We start from the raw sequence: 24525 nt of genomic DNA, 5'->3' as shown, positions 1-24525 counted from the left end.
TCAGGCCGGATGACGGGCGTTGCCGGCCGCGTCGGTGTCGATGTCGCTGCGCTTCAATAGATAATCCAGCCCACCGACGCGATACCAGCGGTATCCGTAGCCTTCGATGACAAGCGTGTGCTTGCCGCGTTCGTTGGCCTCGCTGTGGTCTTCCGACAACAGGTTGATCAGAAGCTTGCCGGCATCGCCGGGAAGCCCTGTCGCGAAGGCGATCTCGCGCGGCTCCTCGTCGAGATTGTGCACGAACAACACCGAATTGTTGCGCCAGTCGTAGCGCATGACCAGCACGGCCGGATCGGGCGTCGCGATCACCGTGAAATCGCCCCAGCCGATCTCCGGGACTTCCTTGCGCATCCGGATGATGCGCTCGGTCCAGTTCAGCATCGAGTTGGGATCGCGGCGCTGTTTGGCGACATTGACATGCTCGTAGCCGTACGGGCCTTGATCGATGGGGGGCGAGCACGGTCTGTCGCTTTCGGTAAATCCGCCATGCGGTTCGGTCGACCATTGCATCGGCGTGCGGGCGCAGTTGCGCTCGGGCAGATCGAGGTTGTCGCCCATTCCGATCTCGTCGCCGTAACGGATGACCGGCGTTCCCGGCAGCGTGCCCATCAGGCTGTAGGCCAATTCGAGACGTCGCCGGTCACCGCCCAGCATCGGTGCCAGCCGGCGGCGAATGCCGCGATCGTAGAGTTGCATGTTCTTGTCGGGACCGAATTCCCTGAACACGACATCGCGCTGCGCCTTGGTTAAGCGGCCGAGGTCGAGTTCATCATGATTGCGCAGGAATAACCCCCATTGCGCCGAAGCCGGCCGCGGTTTCGTCGCCTTGAGCGCCTTGGCCAGCGGACGTGTATCGGCCGAGGCCAGCGCATAGAACAGATGCTGGTTGACGTGAAAGTTGAACATCATGTGCATGCGGTCGCCGTCGTCGCCGAAATACTCCATGTCGGTTTCGGGCGGCACATTGGCTTCCGCCAGGATGATGGCGTTGCCTTGCCGCCATTGCAGGAACTCGCGAAAACTCCTGAGCATGTCGTATTGCTCGACCGGGGTGCGGACCTTGGCGCCCTTGGTCGCGATCACGAACGGCACCGCATCCATGCGGAAACCGGATACCCCGAGCTGAATCCAGAAGCCCATGATCTTGAGGATCTCGGCCTGCACGCGCGGGTTCGAGGTGTTGAGGTCGGGCTGGAAATCGTAGAAACGGTGAAAGTACCAGGCGCCGGCTTCCTTGTCGCGCGTCCATGTGGATTTTTGCACGCCGGGAAACACCATGCCCTTGCCGGCGTTGGCGGGTTTCTTGTCGGCCCAGACGTACCAGTCGCGGTAGGGCGAATCCTTCGAGCTTCGCGCGTCGCGAAACCAGGGATGCGCATCAGAAGTGTGATTGACGACGAGATCGATGATGACGCGGATGCCGCGCTGCGCGCAGCCATGGGTGAACTGGACAAAGTCGCCAAGCGTGCCATAGCGCGGATCGACGCCGTAATAGTCCGCAATGTCGTAACCGTCGTCCTTGCCCGGGGACGGCTGGAACGGCATCAGCCAGATCGCGGTGATGCCGAGGCCTTGCAAATAATCCAGCCGGCGCAACAACCCCGTGAAATCGCCGATCCCGTCGCCATTGGCGTCCATATAGGTGCCGACGGAAAGACAATAGAACACGGCATTCTTGTACCAGAGATCGTCGATCATGCGCGGGCAGCCCCCATCGGTCCGCCTCGACTCTCAGCGGCAGGTTGATAAGCCGTGAGGTTTCCGCGGGTTCCCCGCTCGGCGGAGCCTGACGCAAATCCTGTTTCCATTTTGTTCTTTCGCGCTTTATGCTCGCGCGATGGAATCGCCCGCCCGCCAGATCAATCTCGTGCCGGCGCCGGATCGCCGTCAGTCCGAGACGGCGCTGGCGATCGCGCGCGGCACCGCGCGGCTGTTACGGTCGCTGGGATTTTCCTGCGTCAGCGAATTGCCGCTGCCGTCGGGACGGCGCGCCGATCTGGTGGCGCTGAACGAGCGCGGCGAGATATGGATCGTCGAGATCAAGTCATCGATCGAAGATTTGCGCGCCGACCAGAAGTGGCAGGACTACCGGGCGCATTGCGACCGGCTGTTCTTCGCCTTCACCCAGGATCTGCCGTGCGAGATTTTTCCGCAAGAAACCGGCCTGATCGTCGCGGACGCCTATGGCGCGCATCTGCATTGCGAGGCGCCGGAGCATCGGCTGCCGGCGCCGACCCGCAAGCTCATGACAATCCGGTTCGGCATCGCGGCAGCGCAGCGGATCAACCGCCTGGTCGATCCGCAGGGGCATGGCGAATTCTAGAATATAATGAGTTCGAAGCAGCACGTTCGAACCAGCCCCGCCTTCGGGATAAACGCCTTCCCGGTGCCGGCCACCTGCCCAGCGCAGCAACAGACGCAGCGCGTGATATTCAGGCTCGTCATGCCCGTCCTTGTGCCGGGCATCCACGTCTTCCCTTGCGGCGACGCAAACGACGTGGATGGCCGGGACGTCTGGCGCCAAGACGCGCTTCGCGCTTTTGCCCGGCCATGACGGAAAAGGCGCTTCGACCCGGTTTCTGATTTTCAGAAATTATTCTTGCCGCCCGACCCAAATCACTTCTATATTCACCGCCATCCTGTCCCACTCAGAGGGGCGTTGCGCAACGTCACCAGCGCGGGGCGGGGTGCGGTGGACGCGGATGGTGCTCCTGACGAGGGTGCTTGAGGCGGACGGCGAAGACGTGTGGTCCTGACACCCCGACGCTGGTGTCAAGTCGGTGGAGGCAACTCCGCTGGCGACGGTGGCAAGAAAGCCGATCACCGGGGAGAGCACGGTATAAGCCGTAAACCATTGCGCGGGGAATGCCGGGTGATTCCGGTGACTCGCTGTGAATACTCGTGTGCATACTTACTACCCATAGCGCACACGAGGCTGCGGGTGCATCGGGCATCCGGCATTCCCTGCGCCCTCTGATTGCAGAGGGCGGAACAAGCAGGCCAAACCTCGCGCACAACATGCGGCGAGATCGCGAAGCTGTGTCCTGCCGTCATTGCGAGCGAAGCGAAGCAATCCACTCTTGCTTCCTTGTTGCTCGATGGATTGCTTCGCTGCGCTCGCAATGACGGTTCATCGCGTGCAAACGCGCCGCGGTCGCCCTCTCGGTCAGGGATCCGGCAGCTAACGATTTTGACAGGCCGACGGATTACCGCGGCGCGCGCTTGGCGAGGATGCGCTGCAGGGTGCGGCGATGCATGTTCAGGCGCCGCGCGGTTTCGGAGACGTTGCGGTTGCACATCTCGTAGATGCGCTGGATGTGCTCCCAGCGCACGCGATCCGCCGACATCGGATTTTGCGGCGGCTCGGACTTCTCGGTGCCGCTGGCGAGCAATGCGGCGACGACGTCGTCGGCGTCGGCGGGTTTTGAGAGATAATCCACCGCGCCCATCTTCACCGCAGTCACGGCCGTGGCGATGTTGCCATAGCCGGTCAGCACGATCGCGCGGGCGTCGGGGCGCTTGCGCTTTAACGCCGACACCACGTCGAGGCCGTTGCCGTCGCCGAGCCGCAAATCCACCACCGCGAAGGCCGGCGCGGCCCGGCCGATCTGCGCCAGACCATCGGTGACGCTGTCACAGGAGGTCACGGAGAAGCCACGGGTTTCCATGGCGCGCGAGAGGCGCTCCAGAAACGGCTTATCGTCCTCCACGATCAGCAGGGAGCGATCGGTGTGCTCGGTCAGTTCGACGTTGGCGCTCACGATTCGGGTATCCTTGATCTGCGACACCCAACATATGGAGTGGCAATCCGGCGCTGCCAAGGCCGCCCAAAGTCGATCACCTGTCGCCCCGGCGGGATCACGCCGTACGGGTCCCGGCGCAAGGCCGGGACGACGCCAAGACTGTCCTAACAAGACTGTCCTAAGATGCTGGTTCGGCAGCAATTTCGCCGGCCTCGAAACGGTGGCGCGGCCAGGCGATCTGAACCACGGCGCCATGATCGGGAAAGACCCGGTTGGTGAAGGAGACTTTGGCGCCGGTGCGCTCCAGCAGGGTTCGGGCGATAAAGACCCCGAGACCGAGGCCCCCCCGGTGCCCGTTTTGGCCCTCGTCGGCGCTGCGCCGCCGCGACAAATAGGGCTCGCCGATTCGCTTCAATATGTCGGGCGCGAAGCCCGGTCCATCGTCGGAAATGACGATCTCGACGGTTTCGGTATTCCACCACGCGTTGACCTCGACGGCCTGGCGGGCGAAATCGACGGCGTTTTCAAGGATGTTGCCGACACCATAGAGGATCGCCGGATTGCGGGTGCCGACCGGCTCGCTGGTGCCTGCCACGGCGATGCGGACCTTGATCGCGACGCCGAAATTGCGATGCGGCGCCACCGATTCCTCGATCAGTGTCGACAAGGGCATGCGGTCGAACGGTGCCCCCGTCGACGACAGCTGGGTGATCTTGGCCAGAATATCGCGGCAGCGCTGCGCCTGTTCCCGCAGGGTTTTGACATCGCCGGCCAGCGGGCTGTTATCCTGCAAGGTCCGCTCCAGTTCCCGCGAAATCAGAAAGATCGTCGACAGCGGCGTGCCCAGTTCGTGCGCGGCCGCGGCGGCGAGACCGTCCAGCTGCGTGAGATGCTGTTCGCGGGTCAGCACCAGTTCGGTGGCGGCCAGCGCGTCGGAGAGTTCTCGAGCTTCCTCGGTGACCTGGAACGCATACAGACTGGTGACCCCGATCGCCAGCACGATCGAGAGCCAGACGCCGAACAGGTAAATCGGCGGCAGCACCAGAGGCTCGTCGCTGTCCCACGGCAGCGGCAGATAAAAGAACACCAGCACGGAAGCGCAGGCGACCGCGAGGACGCCGAGCGCGATCGTGAACCGGATCGGCAACGCTGTCGCGGAGATCAGAACCGGGGCGAGGAACAGAAACGAAAATGGATTTTGCAGGCCACCGGTGAAAAACAACAGTCCCGCCAGTTCGACGATGTTCAACGCGAGCAGCGCCGCGGCGTAGGCAGGTTCCAGCCGCTGCATCGGATTGAAGGCGATCTGCAGCGCGAGGTTGAGCAGGGCCGACAGCCCGACGATGGCCAAGCAGGGGACCACCGGGAGGTCGAATTCGAGCCCCTGCACCACGACGAAAATGGCGGCAAGTTGCCCGAGCGCGGCGAGCCAGCGCAGCCGCAGGATCGTATCCAGACGGACATAGCGGCGCGGATGGCGAAAATCGGAGGCTGCGACGTCGGTCATCCCAAGAGTTTAGCCGTGCCGGGCCTCAACCACAAATTCGCTCGATCAAGGCCGACATCGGGCTCGTTCAAAGTCTTGCGCTTGCCGCCGCGATGGCCCAATGAACGGCCCGCATGATGGAGAAGGACTCAGTCACGCCCGGTCTGCCCGCGACCGATCCGAAGGGATCGGCGGCGATCGAGGTCGCCCACCTCGTCAAGTTCTACAAGACCACCCGCGCCGTCGACGATCTGTCGTTTCGTATCGCACGCGGCAGCGTGACCGGGCTGCTCGGCGGCAACGGCGCCGGCAAGACCACGACCATTGCCATGATCATGGGGCTGGTGCTGCCGACGTCGGGCCGCATCCGGGTGCTGGGCTGCTCGATGCCCGAGCAGAGCGACGACGTGCTGGGCCGGATCAATTTCGAAAGTCCCTATGTCGACATGCCGATGCGGCTCACGGTGCGGCAGAACCTTTCGATATTCGGCCGCCTCTATGCCGTGGAAAATCTACGCGAGCGCATCGAGCAACTCGCCGCCGATCTCGATCTCGGCGAATTCCTCGACCGCGCCAACGGCAAGCTTTCCGCCGGCCAGAAGACCCGCGTGGCGCTGGCCAAGGCGCTGGTCAACCAGCCCGAACTGTTGTTGCTGGATGAGCCGACCGCCTCGCTCGATCCCGATACCGCCGACTGGATCAGGCAGCATCTCGAGACCTACCGCAAGACCCATGGCGCGACCATCCTGTTGGCGTCGCACAACATGCTCGAAGTCGAGCGACTGTGCGACCGGGTCATCATCATGAAGCGCGGCCGCATCGAGGACGATGACAGCCCCGACAAGATCATGGCGCGCTACAACCGGGCGACGCTGGAGGAAGTGTTCCTCGACGTCGCCCGCGGCCGGGTTCAGGAAGGCGCGCCGTGAGCAAGCTCGTCAGCCACCACTGGGGTATCGCGCCGCATCGCATCAACGCGATGATCCTGCGCTACTGGTATCTGCTGATGTCGTCGTGGCCGCGCCTGCTGGAATTGCTGTACTGGCCGGCGCTGCAGATCATCACCTGGGGGTTTCTGCAGAATTACATTTCGCAGACTTCCGGGTTTTTCGCGCGTGCCGGCGGCAGCCTGATCGGCGCCGTGATCCTGTGGGACATCCTGTTCCGCGGCCAGCTCGGCTTCTCGATCTCGTTTCTCGAGGAGATGTGGGCGCGCAATCTCGGCAACCTGATGATGAGCCCGCTGAAGCCGATCGAGTTCCTGATCTCGCTGATGATCATGAGCCTGATCCGGCTCGCGATCGGGGTCATCCCGATGACGTTGCTGGCGCTGGTTTTCTTCAATTTCAATTTTTACAGCATCGGGCTGCCGCTGATCGCCTTCTTCTGCAACCTGATTTTCACCAGCTGGTCGATCGGGATTTTCGTCTCGGGGCTGGTGCTGCGCAACGGCCTCGGCGCGGAGAGCATCGTCTGGACACTGATGTTCGGATTGATGCCGCTGGCCTGCATCTACTACCCGGTGACGGTGCTGCCGCACTGGCTGCAATACGTGGCCTGGACGCTGCCGCCGACCTATGTGTTCGAGGGAATGCGCGCGCTGCTGATCGACCACGTGTTTCGGGCCGATCTGATGATCGACGCGCTACTGATCAACGTCGCCCTCCTTATTGCGTCATTTGCAATATTTCTTGGGCTTTTGCGCAGCGCCCGCCGTCACGGCTCGCTGCTCCAGGGCGGTGAATAACTCACTTATCCCAAGGATTTGACGGTCATTCGGCTTGTGCGCAACGCTGGATGTACCGATCTGTGCATTGACGCTTTCTTACGCTTTCGGCACTATGCTGCGATGCAAAAGAGGAACTGAGGAATAAATGCCGATTGGTGAATTTGGCGGTGCACCGCCACTGGTGGCCGAAGGCAGTCCGGCGCTGACGACGCCGATGTATTGGATGTACGAACTGGGTCACGCCTCGCTCAATCCGGCGCGGGCCGTTACCGATGCGACCAAAATTCTGTTTCAAAATCCGCTTAACCCGTGGTCGCACACCAAGTTCGGCAAATCCATCGCCGCCGGCTGCGAACTGTTCGAGCGCGCGACGCGCCGCTACGGCAAGCCCGAATGGGGCCTCAACGACACCGAAGTCAGCGGCGTGCGCACGCCGATCGAAATCCGCTCGATCTGGGAAAAGCCGTTCTGCCGGCTGTTGTATTTCGATCGCAAGCTGACGCGGCCGTTGCGCGCGCCGCAGCCGCGGGTTTTGATCGTGGCGCCGATGTCGGGCCATTACGCGACGCTGCTGCGCGGCACGGTCGAAGCCTTTTTGCCGAGCCACGAGGTCTACATCACCGACTGGGCCGATGCCCGGATGGTCCCGCTGACCGCAGGCCGCTTCGATCTCGAGGACTATGTCGATTACGTCATCGAGATGCTGCACACACTCGGCGGCAACATGCACATCATCGCGGTGTGCCAGCCATCGGTGCCGGTGGTGGCCGCGGTTTCCATCATGGAAGCCAACCGGGATCCCTACGTTCCGCTCTCGATGACGCTGATGGGCGGTCCGATCGATACCCGCCGCAATCCGACCGCGGTCAATAATCTCGCCGCCGAGCGCGGCATCGACTGGTTTCGCAGCCACGTCATCACCAAGGTGCCGTTTCCGCATCCAGGGGTCATGCGCGACGTCTATCCGGGCTTCCTGCAGCTCAACGGCTTCATCAGCATGAATCTCGACCGTCACATGGATGCCCACAAGAACCTGTTCAAGAATCTGGTAAAGGGCGACGGCGATCTGGTCGACAAGCACCGCGATTTCTATGACGAATATCTGGCGGTCATGGATCTGGCCGCGGAGTATTATCTGCAAACCGTCGATCTGGTCTTCGTCAAGCACGCGCTGCCGAAGGGCGAGATGACCCATCGCGGCAAGCCGGTGGACCCCTCGAAGATCAAGCGCGTGGCGCTGATGACGGTGGAAGGCGAGAACGACGACATTTCCGGACTTGGGCAGACCGAAGCGACGCACGGGCTGTGCACTTCAATTCCGGATCACCGCCGGGTGCATTATGTGCAAAAGGGCGTCGGGCATTACGGCGTCTTCAACGGCTCCCGCTTCAAATCGGAAATCGTGCCGCGAATCTCCGATTTCATGATGTCGGCGGCGAATCCGAAGCTTTCGTTGGCCGCGGCGGCCGAATAGCCGCCGATCCCGATAAAGTATGACGCGCGACCGACTGTTCGAAGCGAGATGCCGGCACCGAATCGGCTGCCGGTAACCCTCTGAATTGACCTCAGTAATTCAGATTCACGGCTTCTCGAAGGAATGAGTTTCACCTCAATCCTTAAGCAGCCTCGGGACACGCGCGTTCGGCCGAAATATTTTGTTCCGGGGCCCATTCTGTAGGGCCGGATAGCCGGTCAGCCCCTGTATATTGGGCAAATGATTTGTTTTTGCGCCGAGCGATTTCACTGGCGGCAGATATGGCAGAATCCGGGCGCACTCCTGCTCCCCGGACTTACAGACATGGCCACTCGCGCCCTCCTTTATCGGCGGCCCGCCGAACCCTCGATTCTACTGGTCAAGCACGGCTCGCAAATCTACTCGATCAGGCTGCGCCGGCATCGCCGCGCGCGGCGCTACACCTTGCGAATTCATCCCAGCGACCGTGAAGCGATCCTCACCATGCCGCCGCGCGGCACGCTGGTCGATGCCAAGGATTTTGCGCAGCGTCATGGCGGCTGGATCGCCGCGCGTCTCGGCCGTTTGCCGAAGGCGGCACCGTTTCTTCCGGGCACCGTGGTGCCGCTGCGCGGCGTCGCCCACAGGATCGTGCACCGGGCAGGCCAGCGCGGCACGGTGTGGACGGAAATCCGCGACAGCGGCGAGCGGATTCTCTGCGTCGCCGGCGAGCCCGAGCATATCGAGCGGCGGATCCACGATTACCTCAAGCGCGAAGCCCGCCGCGACCTGCAGAAGGCGGCGCAGGCTTACGCGCAAGCGCTCGGCGTCAGGGTCAAGCGGCTGTCGATCCGCGACCAATCGAGCCGCTGGGGGTCCTGCACCTCGGCGGGTTCGCTGTCGTTCTCGTGGCGGCTGATCCTCGCGCCGCCCTATGTGATGGACTATCTCGCCGCCCATGAGGTGGCGCATCTGGTCGAGATGAATCATTCGGCGCGGTTCTGGCGGGTGGTCGCCAGGGTCTGCGGCCATGTCGAGCGCGCCAAGACCTGGCTCGATACCCACGGCAACGACCTGCATCGCTATGGGATCAGCGACTAGCGCGAAGCACAGGCACGCGCTCGGAACCTCATTTCCGGATGTGGCGGCGGTCCAGCTGGAACCATGTGGAAAACAGTTGCATCCGTATGCATTGATCCATTTTCCCGTTCCACAAACAGATCGGGCGAGCCTATAGGCAAGCATGATCTTGCGTCGCTCCCGCTTCGTTCATCAATTGCCTGTTGGCAAGGATCGCACGCTGATCGTCCACGCGATCAGCCATATGCGGATGCCCGCCGATAGCGATATCAGCACGCTTGTGGATCATTTTGCCGAGCCTCGCCGCATTCCCGAGGATTGCGATGCCATGACGGCCCTGTTTCCGAACGCGGAGGATACGCCGGCAGGGTTGCGCGATGTCGTCGAGCGCACGGTCATGGAATTGCTGTCGCGCCAGATCCTCACCGAAATGACACCGGAGGAGGAACTGGCTGCGGTCGGCGCGGAACTTGCTCCCAAGCATGGCCGCGACCCCGCCGAATTGCTTGAACGGTACCGGCGTGAATTGAAGGAGGGAGCGGAGGCCTATTGGGCGGTCGGCGCCGCTTACGGCCTTGATGATTTCAACGCCGCCCGCCAGCGGGTCGACGTCCTGCTGTTCGGCGACTGCGATATCCAGATGGAAGCGGATTTCCTGCGCCGGGAGGCGGCGCGCCGCGGCATCGACCTGCACGTGTCGGCGACATTCCCTGACGACATTCGATTTGCCGGCGAGCGCAAGCACGATGCCGTTTTCATCGGCGCATTGCGAGCCCGACATCTGGTCGCCGAGGACATCGACGGCTTCAACCCTCACGCTGCCTACGTTGCGCACACGACCGAGCTTCTGGGTAAATTACGGGAGGTCACATCCGCGCCCATCCTGATCGACAATCTGCCCGAACCGACCGTGCAGCCGCTGGGACTTGCGGAACGAGGGGTGAAGGGTCACCGCACCCGGTTCCGGCTGACGAACGTCGCCCTCGCCGAACTCGCGAACGCCTTCTCCGACGTCTATGTGATCGATATCGCGGCCGCCCTGGCCGCGGTCGGTTCCGAACGGCTGCTCGACGACGGACAGGTGGGGTTCACCCATTTCGGCTCGCCGGGATGGATGCTGCAGCGGCCGGAAAGCGAAAAAGCCGCTGTCCACGGCATCTTCCCGGATACAGCGCCGCTGGCTCATGCGCTGGGCGGCGACCCTTACGGCCGCGAGGTGGTTATCGCCGGCAAGCACATCGACGCGCTGGTCACCGTGACGGGAATTGGGCGCAAGAAGTGCATCATTCTCGATCTCGACGGCACGTTGTGGCCGGGGGTGCTGGCGGAGACCGGCAGTCCGTTTGCGTGGACGCCGGAAATCAGCGGCGCCTTCTCCTTTATCGGGCTCTATTTCGGCCTGCACGAAGCGCTGCTGTGCCTCAAGAAGCGCGGCGTGGTGCTCGCCTGCGTCAGCAAGAATGATGAAGCCACCGTGCGCGAGCTCTGGAAATATTCCGATCACTACCCTCAGCAGCGGCTGCTCAAACCCGATGATTTCGTGACGTGGCGCATCAACTGGGACGACAAGGTCGGCAATATCCGTTCGATAGCGGAGGAACTGGGCTTCGGGCTCGACTCTTTTCTGTTCATCGATGACAGCCCCGTTGAACGCGACCGCGTGCGGCAGCGATTGCCCGAGGTGGAGGTCTGGGGAGAGGATCCCTTCAGCCTGCGCCGGCGTCTGCTCAACGATCCGCGTTTGCAAATACCCGTCGTTACCGCGGAGGCGGCGGCGCGCAGCGCACTCGTCAAGGCCCAGATCGCACGGCAGCATCTGCGGGCCGAGACTGTAGGGGAGGCGCAGTATATCGAATCCTTGCGGATTAAATGTTCGATCGAACACCTGACCGCTGCATCGCCGAAACTGGCAAGGGTCGAAGAGCTATTTCAGCGCACCACACAGTTCAACACGACGGGCCGAAAATTCTCCGCGAGCGAATTGGCGGCGCTGGCCGCGAACCCGGACACCCGCCTGTTTGCGATGGACGTGTCGGACCGCCTGGGCGATCACGGTATGGTCGGCGCCGCGGTCGTTGCCGACGGCGAGATCGTCGGGCTCGCGATCAGTTGCCGCGCACTGGGCATGGGTGTCGAGCATACCTTCCTGCGCCATATTCTGGATGAAATGAAGGATTGCCCGTTTTCCCTGAGCGGACGGATCATCCCGACGCCGCGCAATATCCCGGCGCGCAACATCTACCGTGACAACGGCTTCACGGAAGGCGAATCAGGACTGTGGGAATTCGCCAAGTCGGCAAGCCAGATGTCGGCGGCGAGCTAAATCGCTGGCTTGATTCCCCGGCCGCGGCATCGATTCAGCAAATGTTAACCATGATTTCCTAGTCCGTTGCAGGGGGCGCCTCTCTTCGTAGGGTCGTCATGACGGAAAAGGCAGCAATCAAAAATCGTATCGTTTTGGGCGATCGTGTACCGCGGTTCAGTGCGCCACTGATCACGGGTGGTTCGTTCGATCTCCATGTGAGTGCCGGGCGCTGGGTCGTGCTGAGCTTCCTTGGTTCTCCCTCAAATCCGCAGGCGAATGTGGAGCTCGCCAACCTGTTGCGCGAGGCAGACCTGTTTCGGGAGGATCACCTTGTTGTGGGGTGCGTATTCACCGAGCCGCCTGGCGATATCGCAAAAATTGCCGAGATCAGCGGCAATGCGCTGTTCTTTCTGGCCGACTACGATGGCGCGATCAGCCGCTCATTCGGCGCGCGTGCGATGCCCCGCACCATCGTGCTTGACCCGATGTTGCGGGCAGTCGCCGACATTGCGTGGGATTTCCCACAGGGGCACGCCGAAGCGGTACGCGGCGTTCTTCGCAATCTTCCGACGGTCGACGGCTCCGCGGGTGTCCCGATGTCGGCGCCGGCGCTGATCGTGCCACGCATCTTTAGCTTCGAACTCTGCGATTTTCTGATGCAATTCTACGAACAGCAAGGTGGCGAAGACTCCGGCTTTCAATTTGACACTGCCGGCAAGACCGCGACGCTGTCGGATTGGAGGCTCAAGCGCCGCAGCGATCTTATCGTGGCGGCGCCCGAGGTTCGCGATCTCATACGTGGTCAGATCGTCCGTCGATTGCTTCCCGAAATAGAGCAGTATTTTCAGTTTCAGGCCACCCGAATGGACCGCTACATCGTCGCTCGTTATGACAGCGAGGTCGGCGGGCACTTCCATCGCCATCGCGACAACGTCAATGCCGGAGCGCAACATCGGCGTTTTGCCGTCTCGATCAATCTCAACAGCAACTTCGAAGGGTGCGATCTGATGTTTCCGGAGTTCGGACGGAAAGTCTACCGGCCCCCGGATGGCGGCGCCCTGGTGTTTTCATGCGGCGCGCTCCATCAGGTGACGCCCGTCACCCGCGGGAAACGCTATGCCTTTTTGGCGTTCCTGTATGGAGAGGAAGACGCAAAAAGGCGGGAAGCCAATAATTCAAGGCTGCATGTCAGCGAGATGCAATATGACGGGACTCAGGACCGGTTGTTTCCCGAGGATGCTCAGTCCCGGGAAGCGACGGGAGTCGCGCAGCCGTAAGGGCAACTGAACTTCCGCGGGGCGGAAGTTTACCGTCCGAACAGCCGATCCATCAGCCAGCCGTCGAGACCGCTCGCCGCTTCCGGACGTACCGACGCTCGCGCCGGCGCTGGCCGCCCGGCGTTGCTCGCGGGCAATGAGGTGTTGGCCGCCGGCGATTGCGAAGACACCTGCGTGATGTTGGAGAAGAACCCGCCCGCTTGCGAGTCCGGCAATGGCACCGGCGCGACGCCCTGATGGGCGGCGCGCATGAAGCGGGTCCAGACCTCGACCGGCAATCCGCCGCCGGTGGCCTTCCTGGTCGGTGAATTGTCATCATTGCCGAGCCAGACGCCGGTGACGAGATTGGCGGTGTAGCCGATGAACCAGGCGTCGCGGAAATCCTGGCTGGTGCCGGTCTTGCCGGCGGCCATCCAGCCCGGCAGTTCCGCCTTGTGGGCGGTGCCGCTGAGCAGGGTCTCCTGCATCATGGTGTTCATGGCAGCGACATTGCGCGGATCGATCACCTGGCCAAGCTGGTCGGCGGGCCGTGCGTAGAGCACCTTGCCGTCGGCGGTGCGGATCCTGGTCACGACATGCGGGGAGACGCCGAGGCCGCCATTGGCGAACGGGGCATAGGCGCCGACCATTTCAAGCACCGAAACCTCGGATGTGCCCAACGCGATCGACGCATTGGCGTCGAGTTTCGATGAAATGCCGAGCCGGTGCGCGGTACGCACGACGTTCTTGGCGCCGACTTCCAGTCCGAGCCGCACCGCGACGGTGTTGAGCGACATCGCCAGCGCCTGCGTCAGCGTCACCGCGCCGAAATATTCGCGGCTGAAATTCTCGGGCTTCCAGCCCTTGACGTCGAGCGGCGCATCCTGCCGGATCGTTTCCGGCGTCAGGCCGGACTCGATCGCGGTCAGATAGACGAAGGGCTTGAACGCCGAGCCCGGCTGGCGCTTGGCGGTCACCGCGCGGTTATACTGGCTCTCGGCATAATTGCGTCCCCCCACCATGGCGCGCACGGCGCCATCCGGCGTCATCGCCACCAGCGCGCCCTGGCTGACGTTGAACTTCACGCTTTTGGCCGCGAGTTCATCGATCACAGCGGCTTCGGCGATGCTCTGCAGTTTTGGATTGATCGTGGTTTCGACCACGATGTTCTGGTCGATCTGGCCGACGAGATCGTCGAGCACTTCGCCGATCCAGTCCGCGACATAGTTGACGGTGCCGGCGCCCGCCGCCTTCACATTGTAAGAGGGATGCCCGATCGAAGCCTGCGCCTGCGCTTCGGTGATGAATTTGGCGTCCGCCATGGCGGCGAGAACCGTCTGGGCCCGCTTTTCGGCGCCTTCGGGATTGCGGTTCGGCGCCAGCCGCGTCGGCGATTTCACTAGGCCCGCCAGCATCGCGGCCTCCGGCAGCGTGACGTTTTTGGCGGATTTTCCAAAATAGCGCTGCGCGGCGGCCTCGACGCCATAGGCGCCGGAGCCGAAATAAACCCGGTTAAGGTAAAGTTCGAGAATCTCGGCCTTGGAATGCTTGCGCTCGAGCCAGATCGCGAGTTCGGCTTCCTGCAATTTTCGTTGCAGCGTGCGCTCCTGGGTCAGGAACAAATTCTTGGCGAGCTGCTGGGTCAGCGTGGAACCGCCCTGCGAAACCCCGCGATGGATTACGTTAGCTATCGCCGCGCGCAGGATGCCGAGCGGATCGACCCCGTAATGCGAATAGAAGCGGCGATCCTCGATCGCGATGAATGCTTTCGGCAAATAGGGCGGCAGATCCTTCAGCGCAACATTGGCGCCGGCCATTTCGCCGCGCGTCGCCAGCACGCTGCCGTCGAGGCCTGTGATCTGGATAGTCGGCGGCCGTTTCGGGATTTCAAGCGACTGGATCGGCGGCAGATGCGCGCCGGCCCAGACCATGACGCCGACCAGCGCGATCGCCGCCCACAGGCCGAGCACCGCGCCCCAATAGACCAGCCGATACAGGCCGCTGCGTGCGCGACCATTGGATTTGCGCCTGCTGCTGTTTTTAGCCGCGCGCGGCTTGCGCTCGCGCGGCGTATCGTCGTCGCTGTCATTTTCCTCGCGTTTGGAAGATGGCTTTTTCGGCTTGTCGTCGTTGTTCGCAATGCGATCCTGCGGGCTGAGACGCAAGTCCGAAAGCGCAGCGGCGAGCCCGAATTGCGGCTCCCGGCGTCCGCCGCTCTTTTTCCGTGCCCACGCCATACGCAAACGCCCGCGCCACCCGATACGGAAGACTAGCGGGCGGGGTTTAAAGCGGCGTTAAGCGATGATTAAGGCTGACAAGCCGGCCGGCGTGCAAGCCATTGATATCCCGCGATTTCAGGAGTCTTAACCCTACCGCATGTGCGAAAGCGCCGGAGTGGGGCTTCCGCATGAGCTCGTCATGCCCGCGCTTGTCGCGGGCATCCACGTCCTCCCTTTTCGAGACGAAGACGTGGATGGCCGGGACAAGCCCGGCCATGACGGAATTTTCAGTCAGACTCGGATGACGAGGGAGCGCTCACCCGCTGGCGCCGGTGTCCTCGATGATGGGTCCGAATCCTTGCCAGCGCTCGCCATCGAACCTCATCATCTGCAGCTGCTTGTTGACGCGGTAGTCGGTCGGCGAGGTCGTGCCGGACATTCCCGGCAGCGACAGATCGAGCTTGACGTTCTTCAGGCTGGTGGCCTGGTTCATGACATTCTGACGGGTCAGATCGTCGCCGCAGCGCTTGAGCACTTCGATCAAGAGCTGCGTCGTGCTGTAGCCGTAAGTATTGAACAGCGAGTCCTTGTCGCCGTCCGGATAATATTTAGCCATGAAGGCCAGATATTTCTTCATTCCGGCGTCGTCCTTCCAGGTCGGATCTGCCGGATCCTTGCCGTAGATGGTGCTGATGACGCCCTTGGAGTTCTCCAGGCCGGCCGGCTGCAATACCGCGCCCACCGACACCGCGTTGATGTCGAGGATATGCACCGGCTTCCAGCCGAGATCGGCCGCCTTCTTGATCGCCTGGGCGGCAAATTTGGGTGTCGAGGCATCGAAGAACACGTCGGCGCCGGCCGATTTCAACCGGACGATCTGCGAGTCGATGGTCGGGTCCGACAATTCGTAGGACGTCTCGGCTACGATCATCGTCTTGGCCTTGTCGCCGAGCCCGTCTTTCATACCGGTCAGGTAGTCATGGCCAAGATCGTCGTTCTGATAGAGGATCCCGATCTTGGCGTTCGGATAGTTCTTCAGAATATATTGGGCGTAGATGCGTCCCTCGGTCTGGTAGTTGGGATTGAACCCGATGGTCCAGGGAAAGTTCTTCGGATCGGTGAAGCGCGACGCGCCGGTCGCGGCGAACAGCTGCGGCACCTTCTTCACATTGAGATACTTCTGAACCGCCGCATTGGGCGGGGTTCCGATCAGCTGGAACGTCAGCAGCACCTCATCGCTTTCGACCAGCTTGCGGACTTGTTCGACCGTTTTCGGCGGGCTGTAGGCGTCGTCATATTGGATGAAATTGATCTTGCGGCCGTTTACGCCGCCCTCGTCATTGACCATCTTGATGTAGGCCGCCTGGGCCTTGCCGATGGTCGCATAGGCGGAAGCCGGTCCGCTGAACGGCACCGTCTGGCCGATCTTGATCTCGGTATCGGTCGCGCCGGTGTCGTATTTCTTTTGCGCTGATGCCGGCGATGCCGACAGCGCGACGGCAACCGCGGTCGCAGTGGCCAGATAAAAAATACCGTTCCTCATGTCGCTCGTTCCCTCATCTGTGTGATTGCCGACGGTCTTGTCCCGCGGTCCTGTTCAGGCCATGGCGGGCGCCATCGTTGGCAAGATACTGGAGGAACGAAAGTGGCAATGCAAGACGACGAGGAGCGGAAAGCTGAACGACCTTACGCCAACCAGAGCAGGATCAGCGCGATGCGGCGAGCCCCCCCGACAGGGCGTCTTCGCCGTCGGGCTAGCACGCTCCGGATACGCAACGCGATGTTCCAGCCTTGCCTTGAGCTGGAAGTGTTACGCGGGAAATGATGAGGTCCGGAAATCGCGAGACAGGCTTGACGCGATCGAGCATGATCCCGTCATGAACGCTACCGGCAAGACCTACGGGACCCTCAGCGCCATCAGGCGAACCGAGATGAACGGCCTTGAATTTGTCCAGGGCCTCGTCGACGGGACGGTGCCCCTCAACACGATGGCCCAGACCCTGGGTTATGATGTAACCGAGGCGGTGAGCGGGCGCGTCGTCGTGACCGCAGAACCGGGTGGCATCCACCTCAATCCCGCTGGCACGGTGCACGGCGGTCTCGCGGCCACGCTGCTCGACAGCTGTATGGGACTGGCGCTCCAGACCACGCTGGAGAAGGGCGCCGGACAGACCACGCTGGAATTCAAGATTTCACTGCTGCGGCCTATCACCCCCGAGACGGGGTTGATCGAGGCGGAGGGTATCGTGTTGAGCCGGGGCCGGCGGATCGGCACGGCCGAAGGACGGCTCACCGACGGCAAGGGGCGCTTGCTGGCGCATGGCACGACGACGTGCATGATTTTTCCGAACTGAAGGTCGCGCATCGGGGCTCCGTTCCCGAGGATGCATTATCCAGGTCGCGCCGGTGTATGCCGCCTTCAGCCTGGAATGATGATGTCCGAAAACCGCGAGACAAGCCTGCCGCGATGGACGATGATTTCGTGATGGATATGGACCGCATCGCCTGCTACCGCGCGATCTCGACCCGCGACGCCCGTTTCGACGGCCGGCTGTTCGTGGGCGTCAAGACCACCGGCATCTACTGCCGGCCGATCTGCCCGGCGCGGACGCCGAAATTCGAGAACGTCTCGTTCTATCCCTCCGCGGCGGCGGCCCAGCAGGCCGGCTTTCGTCCGTGCCTGCGCTGCCGCCCGGAAACCTCGCCCGATCTGGCATTCTGGCGCGGCACCACCAATACCGTATCGCGCGCGCTCGCCTTGATCGAATCAGGCGGCCTCGACGAGGCCGATGTCGAAGGCCTCGCCAACCGGCTCGGCGTCGGCGCCCGCCAGCTGCGGCGGCTGTTTTCCCAGCATGTCGGGGCCTCGCCGATCGCGGTGGCGCAGACCCGGCGGGTGCTGCTGGCCAAGCAATTGATCCACGAGACCTCGCTGCCGATGGCCGAGGTTGCGCTTGCCGCGGGCTTCAACAGCGTGCGGCGGTTCAATGAAACCTTCCTGGATCTGTTCGGACGCGCGCCGGCGACGCTGCGGCGGATCCGCGACAAGACCCGGCGCGAGGCCGGCGCGCTGTCGGTCCGCCTCGCCTATCGGCCGCCCTATGACTGGGACGCAATGGTGTCATTTCTCGCCGCGCGCGCCATTCCCGGCGTCGAAGCGGTTTCGGGAAGCATCTACCGGCGCACGATTGCGATCGGCGGCGCTTGCGGCATGATCAGCGTCGCGCCGGCCGACAGGAACCGGGTCGACGTCTCCGTGCGATTTCCTGACATGGCGGCGCTGCCACAGATCATCGCGCGGGTGCGGCGGGTATTCGATCTCGCCGCCGACCCCGACATGATCGGCGAGCATCTTTCCCTCGACCCGGTGCTGGCGCCGCTGGTTGCGGCGCGGCCGGGCCTGCGCGTGCCCGGCGCCTGGGACGGCTTCGAACTCGCGGTGCGCGCGATCTTCGGTCAACAGATCACCGTTCCCGCCGCGACCAAACTGCTCGGCAAACTGGTGCAGGCCCATGGCGCGCCGATTCCCGCGGCGGTCAGGGACGTCGAGGGTCTCGGCCACCTGTTTCCATCGCCCGCGCGCCTCGCCAGCGCCGATATCCTCGCTCTTGGCATGCCCAACGCGCGCGCTATGGCAGTGACGTCGCTGGCGCAGGCCATTGCCGCCGATCCGGCGATCTTCAGCCGCGGGGCAAGCCTCGAGGATGCGATCGCGAAGTTGCGGTCGTTGCCCGGGATCGGTGAATGGACCGCGCAATACATCGCGATGCGCGAGCTGCGCGAACCCGATGCATTCCCCGCCGCCGAAATCGGATTGATGCGCGCGATGGCAGCGGCCGATGGCCGGCGGCCTTCGCCCTCGCAATTGCTGTCGCGCGCCGAGCGATGGCGGCCTTGGCGCGCCTACGCGGCCTTGCATCTGTGGGCCGCCTCCATCCAGCCAATAGCATCCGGGAAAATCCATGAACGCGAGGCCGCCTGAAACATTTGCGCTCGATCGTATGGCAACGCCGATCGGCACTGCGTTGCTGGTCACCGACGCCGACGGCGCGCTGCGCGCGCTGGATTGGGAGGACCATGAGCCGCGACTGCGCCAGCTGCTGCGGCTGCAATATGGCGCGGCGGCTCTGAAAGACGCGCAGGCTCCCAGGGATATTACGGCGGCGCTGACAGAATATTTCGCCGGCGACCTCGCTTCCCTGAACGCGATCAGGTGGCGCGTCGCCGGCACCGTGTTCCAGCGCAAGGTCTGGACCGCGCTGCGCACGATTCCCGCCGGCACCACCATCAACTATGGCGCACTGGCCGCCCAGCTCGATATGCCGAAAGCGGTGCGTGCCGTCGGCTTCGCCAATGGCTCGAACCCGATCAGCGTCGTGATCCCCTGCCATCGCGTCATCGGCGCCAGCGGTTCGCTGACCGGCTATGGCGGCGGGCTACCACGCAAGCGATGGCTGCTGGCGCATGAAGGCGCGGTGCTGAAACCGGCGCCGAGAGGCCGCGCGATCGCGGCCTGATTTTCGGTCAGCGAAACTGTCAGGTCCGTAAACCGCCAGACCGGAGCGGGCAACGCCGCTAGCGTCATCGTCTCATTCAGCAATGAGAGGGATTGATGACGGACGCAGAGGTTCAGGAATTTGTAACGCGGTTTGCGGCGGCGTGGGCGGCGCGCGACGGCAATGCCTTTCTCGATTTCTGGCATGCGGAAGGGTTGCTGCACACCCCGATGGTGAACCGAACGATCAAGGGAAGCGAACTCGATCGTCTGATGCAGGTGCAGACCTCAGCTGCGCCGGACTTCGTCTGGCAATTGCTGGACTGGACCTCGCGCGGCGAGGTGGTGATCATCGAATGGCAGACCACCCGCATCGTCAACGGTACCAGGTTCGACTGGCGCGGCGTCGACAAGTTCCGCATCAGGAACGGCAAGATCATCGAGGAACGGGTCTACTGCGACACCGCGCCTTTGCGCGCGCTCCGCACCGGCGAGGCGCTGGAGCCGATCACCAAATTCTGAAGGCCGGGGACGATCGACGTCGGTCACGCCGCCGGCTGCACCGCGGCCTCGTCGCTGGCGAGCAGATGGATCAGCGCGCTCTTGATCGCGGCCTGCCGCGTCGGCGCCGTGATCTGCGCGCCGAGCAGGTCGGTGACGTAAAACACGTCGCGGGCGCGCTCGCCGAAGGTCGCGACATGGGCGGAGGCGATATTGAGGTTGAGCTTCGATATCGCGGTGGTCAGCTGATACAACAGACCCGGCCGGTCGAGGCCGGATACCTCGATCACCGTGTAGCGGTCCGACCACTGATTGTTGATGATGACTTCCGGCTCGACCACGAACGGACGGGCCTTGCCGCGGGCCGCCGCGCGGCGCGCCACCACTTCGGGCAGGCGCAATTTACCCTCGAGCACGTCCTCGATCATTTCGCCGATCCGCGTCGCGCGCCGTCCCTCGTCCTCGTCGCGGTCGTATTCCCTCGATATCGCGATGGTGTCGAGCGCGCGCCCGTCGGTGGTGGTGTAAATCTGCGCGTCGACGATGTTGGCGCCCGCCGAAGCGCAGGCACCGGCGATGATCGACAGCAGCCAGGGATGATCGGTTGCGAAGATGGTCAATTCGGTGACGGCGCGCGCCTCGTCGAAGCCGACATTGATCGCCAGCTTGTGGCCGGCCTGTTCGCTGGCGCGCAGGAAGCGGGCATGGCGGATCTTGCGCGGCAGTTCGACCTTGAGCCAGTAGGCGGGATAGTGCCGCGCGACATAGGCGTCGAGTTCCGGCTCCGGCCACTCGGTGAAAGCGGCGCGGAATTCCGACTGCGCCACCGCGATGCGCTGCGCGCGGTTGACTTCGGAAAACCCCCCCGTGAGCACCGGCTCGGTTTCGTAATACAGCGTGCGCAGCAGTTGCGCCTTCCAGCCGTTCCAGACGCCGGGACCGACGCCCCTGATATCGGCGGTGGTCAGGATCGTCAAAAGCTTCATCTGTTCGACCGATTGCACCACCGCCGCGAAATTCTCGATGGTCTTGCGGTCGGAGAGGTCGCGCGACTGCGCCACCGTGGACATGGTCAGATGTTGTTCGATCAGCCATACGATCAGCTCGGTGTCGGCGGCGTTGAAGCCGAGCCGCGGGCACAGCCGCCGCGCCACCTTCGCCCCGGCGATCGAGTGATCCTCCGGCCGGCCCTTGGCGATATCGTGCAGCAGCGTGGTGATGTAGATCACCGCGCGGTGCTCGGGGCGAATTTTGCGCATCAGGTCGCTGGCGACGGTGAATTCGTCGTTGCCGCCGCGTTCGATCTCCTGCAGGAAGCCGACGCAGCGCAACAGATGCTCGTCGACCGTGTAGTGATGGTACATGTTGAACTGCATCATCGACACGATCTTGCCGAAGGCGCGAATGAAATGGCCGAGCACACCGGTCTCGTTCATGCGCCGCAGCACGATTTCCGCATCGTTCGATGTCAGGATTTCCATGAACAGCCGGTTGGCTTCCGGATCGTCGCGCAGTTGCGTGTTGATGAGCTTGAGCGACCGCGTCACGGTGCGCATGGCGTCGGGGTGAAACGCGAGATTGTTTTTCTGCGCCAGCCGGAAAATCCGGATCAGGTTGACCGGGTCATGCCGGAAGACATCGGGCGCCGCGAGATTGATGCGGTTGTTGTCGACGATGAAATCGTCGCTGTCGGCTAACCGCCGCCGATTGGTGCTCGGCCGCAGCCGCGCCATCATGCGGCTCAACACTGGCGCGGGCTTGGCCTGCTGGTCTTCCAGCTTGGCGCACAGGAACGCGGTGAGATCGCCGACGTCCTTGGCGACCAGGAAATAGTGCTTCATGAAGCGTTCGACATCCTGCATGCCGGGATGCGAGGTATAGCCGAGCCGGATCGCGATCTCGCGCTGGATGTCGAAAGACAGCCGTTCTTCGGCGCGGCCGGTGAAGAAATGGATGTTGCAACGGACCGACCACAGGAAATCGGCGCAGCGGCGGAAGGTGCGGTATTCCTGCGCGTCGAACACGCCGCGTTCGAGCAGTTCGTCGGTCTCGCGTACGCGGTAGACATATTTCGCGATCCAGAACAGCGTATGCAAGTCGCGCAACCCGCCTTTGCCGTCCTTGACGTTGGGTTCGACCAGGTAGCGCGATTGCCCGGCGCGGCGGTGGCGCTCTTCGCGCTCGGCCAGCTTGGCGGTCACGAATTCGGCGGCGGTGCCCTGCACCACCTCCTTGTCGAACCGCGCGACCAGTTCATCGTAGAGCGGCCGGTCCCCGGTCAGGAACCGGGTCTCGAGGATCGCGGTGCGGATCGTCATGTCGCCCCGCGCCTGCCGGATCGACTCGTCAACCGATCGGGTGGCGTGGCCGACCTTCAGGCCCATGTCCCACAGGCAATACAGGATGGCCTCGGCGACTTGCTCGCCCCAGGCGGTCTGTTTGTAGGGCAGGATGAACAACAGATCGATATCGGATTCCGGCGCCATCAGGCCGCGGCCATAGCCGCCGGTGGCGACAACGGCCATGCGCTCGGCGCCGGAGGGGATCGGCGAGTGATAGAGATGGCGGGTGGCGGCGGCGAACAGGATGCGGATGATTTCGTCCTGGACGTAACACAGCCGTTCGGCGCAGCGCCGTCCGTGACGATCCTTCAGCAGCACCGCCTGCGCGGTGGCGCGCGCCGCGATCAGTTCAGCCTTCAACAGTTGCGCGGTGGCGGCGCGAAAAACATCCTCTCGCCCGGCGTGTTTTGCGGCGAGTTCATCCACCGCGGCGGTGACCCGCGCGGTATCGAAGCGTTCGTCGGCCTCGGGGCGGCCTTCTGTCACGATACTATCCATGGCCTAACCCGATATCGGACGGCGCCGACGCTGTCACGGGACATTCCGCAAGGGGACGACAGCAGGTCCATGCTGAATTCTTGCGGCTTTGAGAAAGGCTGTTCTCGTTGCGGCTGCCTGGAGCGAATGTATTTTCTCGTTGACGTGCCCGCTTAACTAATTGAAATAAAACGGTGTTTTTTGGAGGCGCGCAGTGCGGCGCGGGCGCACGCGGCGGTCGCGGTGGCGCTTGCCCGCAATCCGTTTCAATCCTTCCCACTCCGAGGAGAAATCGACGATGCTCAAGATTTCACGGCGCGCCCTGGCTGCGATGATCGCCGTCGCGACGCTGATGCCCGGCGGGGCCACCGCGGCCGAGGCGCTCAAGGAAATTCATATCGATTGGGCGACCTACAATCCGGTGTCGATGATCCTGAAGCAAAAGGGGTTGCTGGAAAAGGAATTCGCCAAGGACGGCATCAGCATCGTCTGGGTGCAGTCGGCCGGCTCCAACAAGGCGCTCGAGTTCCTCAACGCCGGGTCGATCGATTTCGGCTCGACCGCGGGCTCCGCGGCGCTGGTGGCCAGGATCAACGGCAATCCGATCAAGTCGATCTACGTCTTTTCGCGCCCGGAATGGACCGCGCTGGTCACGGCCAAGGACTCCAAGATCACGACGGTCGCCGACCTCAAAGGCAAACGCGTCGCGGTGACGCGCGGCACCGATCCGCACATCTTCCTGGTGCGGGCGCTGCTCGATGCCGGCCTGAGCGAAAAGGACATCACTCCGGTGCTGCTGCAGCATGCCGACGGCAAGACCGCGCTGATCCGCGGCGACGTCGATGCCTGGGCGGGTCTCGATCCGATGATGGCGCAGGCGGAAATCGAAGACGGCGCCAGGCTGTTCTTCCGCAATCCGGCCGCCAACACCTGGGGCATACTCAATGTGCGCGAACAGTTTCTGCAGGATCACCCTGACGTCGTTCGCCGCGTGCTCGCGGTCTATGAAGAGGCGCGCAAATATTCGCTGGCCAACTACGACGATCTGAAGAAGACATTCATCGCGGTGACAAAACTGCCGGAAGCGGTGGTCGACAAGCAGCTCAAGGAGCGCACCGAACTGACCCACAGCCGGATCGGCGCGCCGCAGCGCGACTCGATTCTGGCCGCGGGCCTGGCGCTGCAGCAGGCCGGCGTCATCGATGCCAAGGTCGACGTCAAGGCAACGCTCGACGCGCTGATCGACGATCAGGTCCCGCTGCCGACGAATTGAGACTGGCACGGACGCTTCTTTCCCCTCTCCCCTTGTGGGAGAGGGTGGCTCGCATCGTCAGATGCGAGACGGGTGAGGGGTCTGTTTCCGCGGATAGAGACCCCTCATCCGGCGCGCTCAGGAGCGCAAGTGCGCTCCAAAGCGCGCCACCTTCTCCCACAGG

The 24525-nt window shown here is 63.1% G+C and carries 18 protein-coding genes; 12 read left to right on the top strand and 6 right to left on the bottom strand.

The genetic code is table 11. The features are described 5' to 3' along the window. A complete protein-coding gene (locus B5527_RS39735) occupies positions 1 to 1701 on the bottom strand; it encodes an alpha-amylase family protein (RefSeq protein WP_079606353.1) in 1701 nt (566 codons plus the stop codon). Between the two features lie 139 nt (positions 1702 to 1840). On the opposite strand from B5527_RS39735, the gene B5527_RS39730 reads away from it, so the two are divergent. Next, positions 1841 to 2326 (top strand): MmcB family DNA repair protein, encoded by a 486-nt coding sequence (locus B5527_RS39730; RefSeq protein ID WP_079606352.1) that lies wholly within the window; start codon positions 1841 to 1843, stop codon positions 2324 to 2326. An 883-nt stretch (positions 2327 to 3209) separates the two neighbouring features. On the opposite strand, the gene B5527_RS39720 is transcribed toward B5527_RS39730, so the two are convergent. Then, on the bottom strand, positions 3210 to 3764 hold the full coding sequence (locus tag B5527_RS39720; protein ID WP_079607864.1) for an ActR/PrrA/RegA family redox response regulator transcription factor: 555 nt from the start codon (positions 3762 to 3764) through the stop codon (positions 3210 to 3212). A gap of 160 nt (positions 3765 to 3924) precedes the next feature. Further along, the gene (locus B5527_RS39715) at positions 3925 to 5253 is read right to left on the bottom strand and encodes an ActS/PrrB/RegB family redox-sensitive histidine kinase (RefSeq protein ID WP_079606350.1); all 1329 of its coding nucleotides are present in this window, start codon (positions 5251 to 5253) and stop codon (positions 3925 to 3927) included. 113 nt (positions 5254 to 5366) lie between these two features. On the opposite strand from B5527_RS39715, the gene B5527_RS39710 reads away from it, so the two are divergent. The 6 genes from B5527_RS39710 (at position 5367) to B5527_RS39685 (ending at position 13076) form a co-directional block, all read left to right on the top strand. Beyond that, positions 5367 to 6161, top strand: coding sequence for an ABC transporter ATP-binding protein (locus B5527_RS39710; RefSeq protein ID WP_079606349.1), 795 nt, complete (start codon positions 5367 to 5369; stop codon positions 6159 to 6161). A 50-nt stretch (positions 6162 to 6211) separates the two neighbouring features. Continuing rightward, entirely contained in the window at positions 6212 to 6979 is a 768-nt protein-coding gene (locus B5527_RS39705; protein ID WP_079607863.1) for an ABC transporter permease, read from the top strand. A 127-nt stretch (positions 6980 to 7106) separates the two neighbouring features. Then, positions 7107 to 8435, top strand: a complete 1329-nt coding sequence (locus tag B5527_RS39700; protein ID WP_079606348.1) for a polyhydroxyalkanoate depolymerase — start codon at positions 7107 to 7109, stop codon at positions 8433 to 8435. A 240-nt stretch (positions 8436 to 8675) separates the two neighbouring features. After that, the gene (locus B5527_RS39695; RefSeq protein WP_079606347.1) at positions 8676 to 9515 is read left to right on the top strand and encodes a M48 family metallopeptidase; all 840 of its coding nucleotides are present in this window, start codon (positions 8676 to 8678) and stop codon (positions 9513 to 9515) included. A gap of 148 nt (positions 9516 to 9663) precedes the next feature. Continuing rightward, positions 9664 to 11817, top strand: a complete 2154-nt coding sequence (locus tag B5527_RS39690) for an HAD-IIIC family phosphatase (RefSeq protein WP_210199308.1) — start codon at positions 9664 to 9666, stop codon at positions 11815 to 11817. A 98-nt stretch (positions 11818 to 11915) separates the two neighbouring features. Then, positions 11916 to 13076 (top strand): 2OG-Fe(II) oxygenase, encoded by a 1161-nt coding sequence (locus tag B5527_RS39685; RefSeq protein WP_079606345.1) that lies wholly within the window; start codon positions 11916 to 11918, stop codon positions 13074 to 13076. A 29-nt stretch (positions 13077 to 13105) separates the two neighbouring features. On the opposite strand, the gene B5527_RS39680 is transcribed toward B5527_RS39685, so the two are convergent. Together B5527_RS39680 and B5527_RS39670 are read right to left on the bottom strand one after the other, a co-directional pair. After that, a complete protein-coding gene (locus tag B5527_RS39680) occupies positions 13106 to 15292 on the bottom strand; it encodes a transglycosylase domain-containing protein (RefSeq protein ID WP_079606344.1) in 2187 nt (728 codons plus the stop codon). Positions 15293 to 15590: 298 nt separating this feature from the next. Further along, positions 15591 to 16817 (bottom strand): ABC transporter substrate-binding protein, encoded by a 1227-nt coding sequence (locus tag B5527_RS39670; RefSeq protein ID WP_079606342.1) that lies wholly within the window; start codon positions 16815 to 16817, stop codon positions 15591 to 15593. A 334-nt stretch (positions 16818 to 17151) separates the two neighbouring features. Here B5527_RS39670 and B5527_RS39665 point away from each other — a divergent pair, with 334 nt between their 5' ends. The 4 genes from B5527_RS39665 (at position 17152) to B5527_RS39650 (ending at position 20291) form a co-directional block, all read left to right on the top strand. Beyond that, on the top strand, positions 17152 to 17628 hold the full coding sequence (locus tag B5527_RS39665) for a PaaI family thioesterase (protein WP_079606341.1): 477 nt from the start codon (positions 17152 to 17154) through the stop codon (positions 17626 to 17628). Between the two features lie 113 nt (positions 17629 to 17741). Beyond that, positions 17742 to 19256 (top strand): AlkA N-terminal domain-containing protein, encoded by a 1515-nt coding sequence (locus tag B5527_RS47470; RefSeq protein ID WP_338065072.1) that lies wholly within the window; start codon positions 17742 to 17744, stop codon positions 19254 to 19256. Beyond that, entirely contained in the window at positions 19237 to 19791 is a 555-nt protein-coding gene (locus B5527_RS39655; RefSeq protein ID WP_079606340.1) for a methylated-DNA--[protein]-cysteine S-methyltransferase, read from the top strand. Before B5527_RS47470 ends, B5527_RS39655 begins: the two co-directional genes overlap by 20 nt. A gap of 95 nt (positions 19792 to 19886) precedes the next feature. Then, positions 19887 to 20291: a nuclear transport factor 2 family protein gene (locus B5527_RS39650; protein WP_079606339.1), complete on the top strand. Its 405-nt coding sequence runs from the start codon at positions 19887 to 19889 to the stop codon at positions 20289 to 20291. A gap of 23 nt (positions 20292 to 20314) precedes the next feature. Here B5527_RS39650 and B5527_RS39645 read toward each other — a convergent pair whose 3' ends face one another. Then, entirely contained in the window at positions 20315 to 23110 is a 2796-nt protein-coding gene (locus B5527_RS39645; RefSeq protein WP_079606338.1) for a [protein-PII] uridylyltransferase, read from the bottom strand. Positions 23111 to 23387: 277 nt separating this feature from the next. Here B5527_RS39645 and B5527_RS39640 point away from each other — a divergent pair, with 277 nt between their 5' ends. Then, complete coding sequence (locus B5527_RS39640; RefSeq protein ID WP_079606337.1) at positions 23388 to 24362, top strand: aliphatic sulfonate ABC transporter substrate-binding protein; 975 nt, start codon at positions 23388 to 23390, stop codon at positions 24360 to 24362. Positions 24363 to 24525: the final 163 nt, after the last annotated feature.

This window comes from Bradyrhizobium erythrophlei (genome assembly GCF_900129425.1).
Lineage (GTDB): Bacteria > Pseudomonadota > Alphaproteobacteria > Rhizobiales > Xanthobacteraceae > Bradyrhizobium > Bradyrhizobium erythrophlei_C.
The sequence above is the reverse complement of the archived record's forward strand: the minus strand, read 5'-3'. Positions and strand labels throughout refer to the sequence as shown.

Bases quoted from the DNA above. Each gene is read 5' to 3' on its own strand.
- B5527_RS39685 (WP_079606345.1), top strand. From the start codon at position 11,916: ATGACGGAAAAGGCAGCAATCAAAAATCGTATCGTTTTGGGCGATCGT.
- B5527_RS39655 (WP_079606340.1), top strand. From the start codon at position 19,237: ATGAACGCGAGGCCGCCTGAAACATTTGCGCTCGATCGTATGGCAACG.
- B5527_RS47470 (WP_338065072.1), top strand. From the start codon at position 17,742: ATGGACGATGATTTCGTGATGGATATGGACCGCATCGCCTGCTACCGC.
- B5527_RS39650 (WP_079606339.1), top strand. From the start codon at position 19,887: ATGACGGACGCAGAGGTTCAGGAATTTGTAACGCGGTTTGCGGCGGCG.
- B5527_RS39730 (WP_079606352.1), top strand. From the start codon at position 1,841: ATGGAATCGCCCGCCCGCCAGATCAATCTCGTGCCGGCGCCGGATCGC.
- B5527_RS39715 (WP_079606350.1), bottom strand. From the start codon at position 5,253: ATGACCGACGTCGCAGCCTCCGATTTTCGCCATCCGCGCCGCTATGTC.
- B5527_RS39645 (WP_079606338.1), bottom strand. From the start codon at position 23,110: ATGGATAGTATCGTGACAGAAGGCCGCCCCGAGGCCGACGAACGCTTC.
- B5527_RS39695 (WP_079606347.1), top strand. From the start codon at position 8,676: ATGATTTGTTTTTGCGCCGAGCGATTTCACTGGCGGCAGATATGGCAG.
- B5527_RS39700 (WP_079606348.1), top strand. From the start codon at position 7,107: ATGCCGATTGGTGAATTTGGCGGTGCACCGCCACTGGTGGCCGAAGGC.
- B5527_RS39680 (WP_079606344.1), bottom strand. From the start codon at position 15,292: ATGGCGTGGGCACGGAAAAAGAGCGGCGGACGCCGGGAGCCGCAATTC.
- B5527_RS39735 (WP_079606353.1), bottom strand. From the start codon at position 1,701: ATGATCGACGATCTCTGGTACAAGAATGCCGTGTTCTATTGTCTTTCC.
- B5527_RS39670 (WP_079606342.1), bottom strand. From the start codon at position 16,817: ATGAGGAACGGTATTTTTTATCTGGCCACTGCGACCGCGGTTGCCGTC.
- B5527_RS39705 (WP_079607863.1), top strand. From the start codon at position 6,212: ATGATCCTGCGCTACTGGTATCTGCTGATGTCGTCGTGGCCGCGCCTG.
- B5527_RS39710 (WP_079606349.1), top strand. From the start codon at position 5,367: ATGATGGAGAAGGACTCAGTCACGCCCGGTCTGCCCGCGACCGATCCG.
- B5527_RS39640 (WP_079606337.1), top strand. From the start codon at position 23,388: ATGCTCAAGATTTCACGGCGCGCCCTGGCTGCGATGATCGCCGTCGCG.
- B5527_RS39665 (WP_079606341.1), top strand. From the start codon at position 17,152: ATGAACGCTACCGGCAAGACCTACGGGACCCTCAGCGCCATCAGGCGA.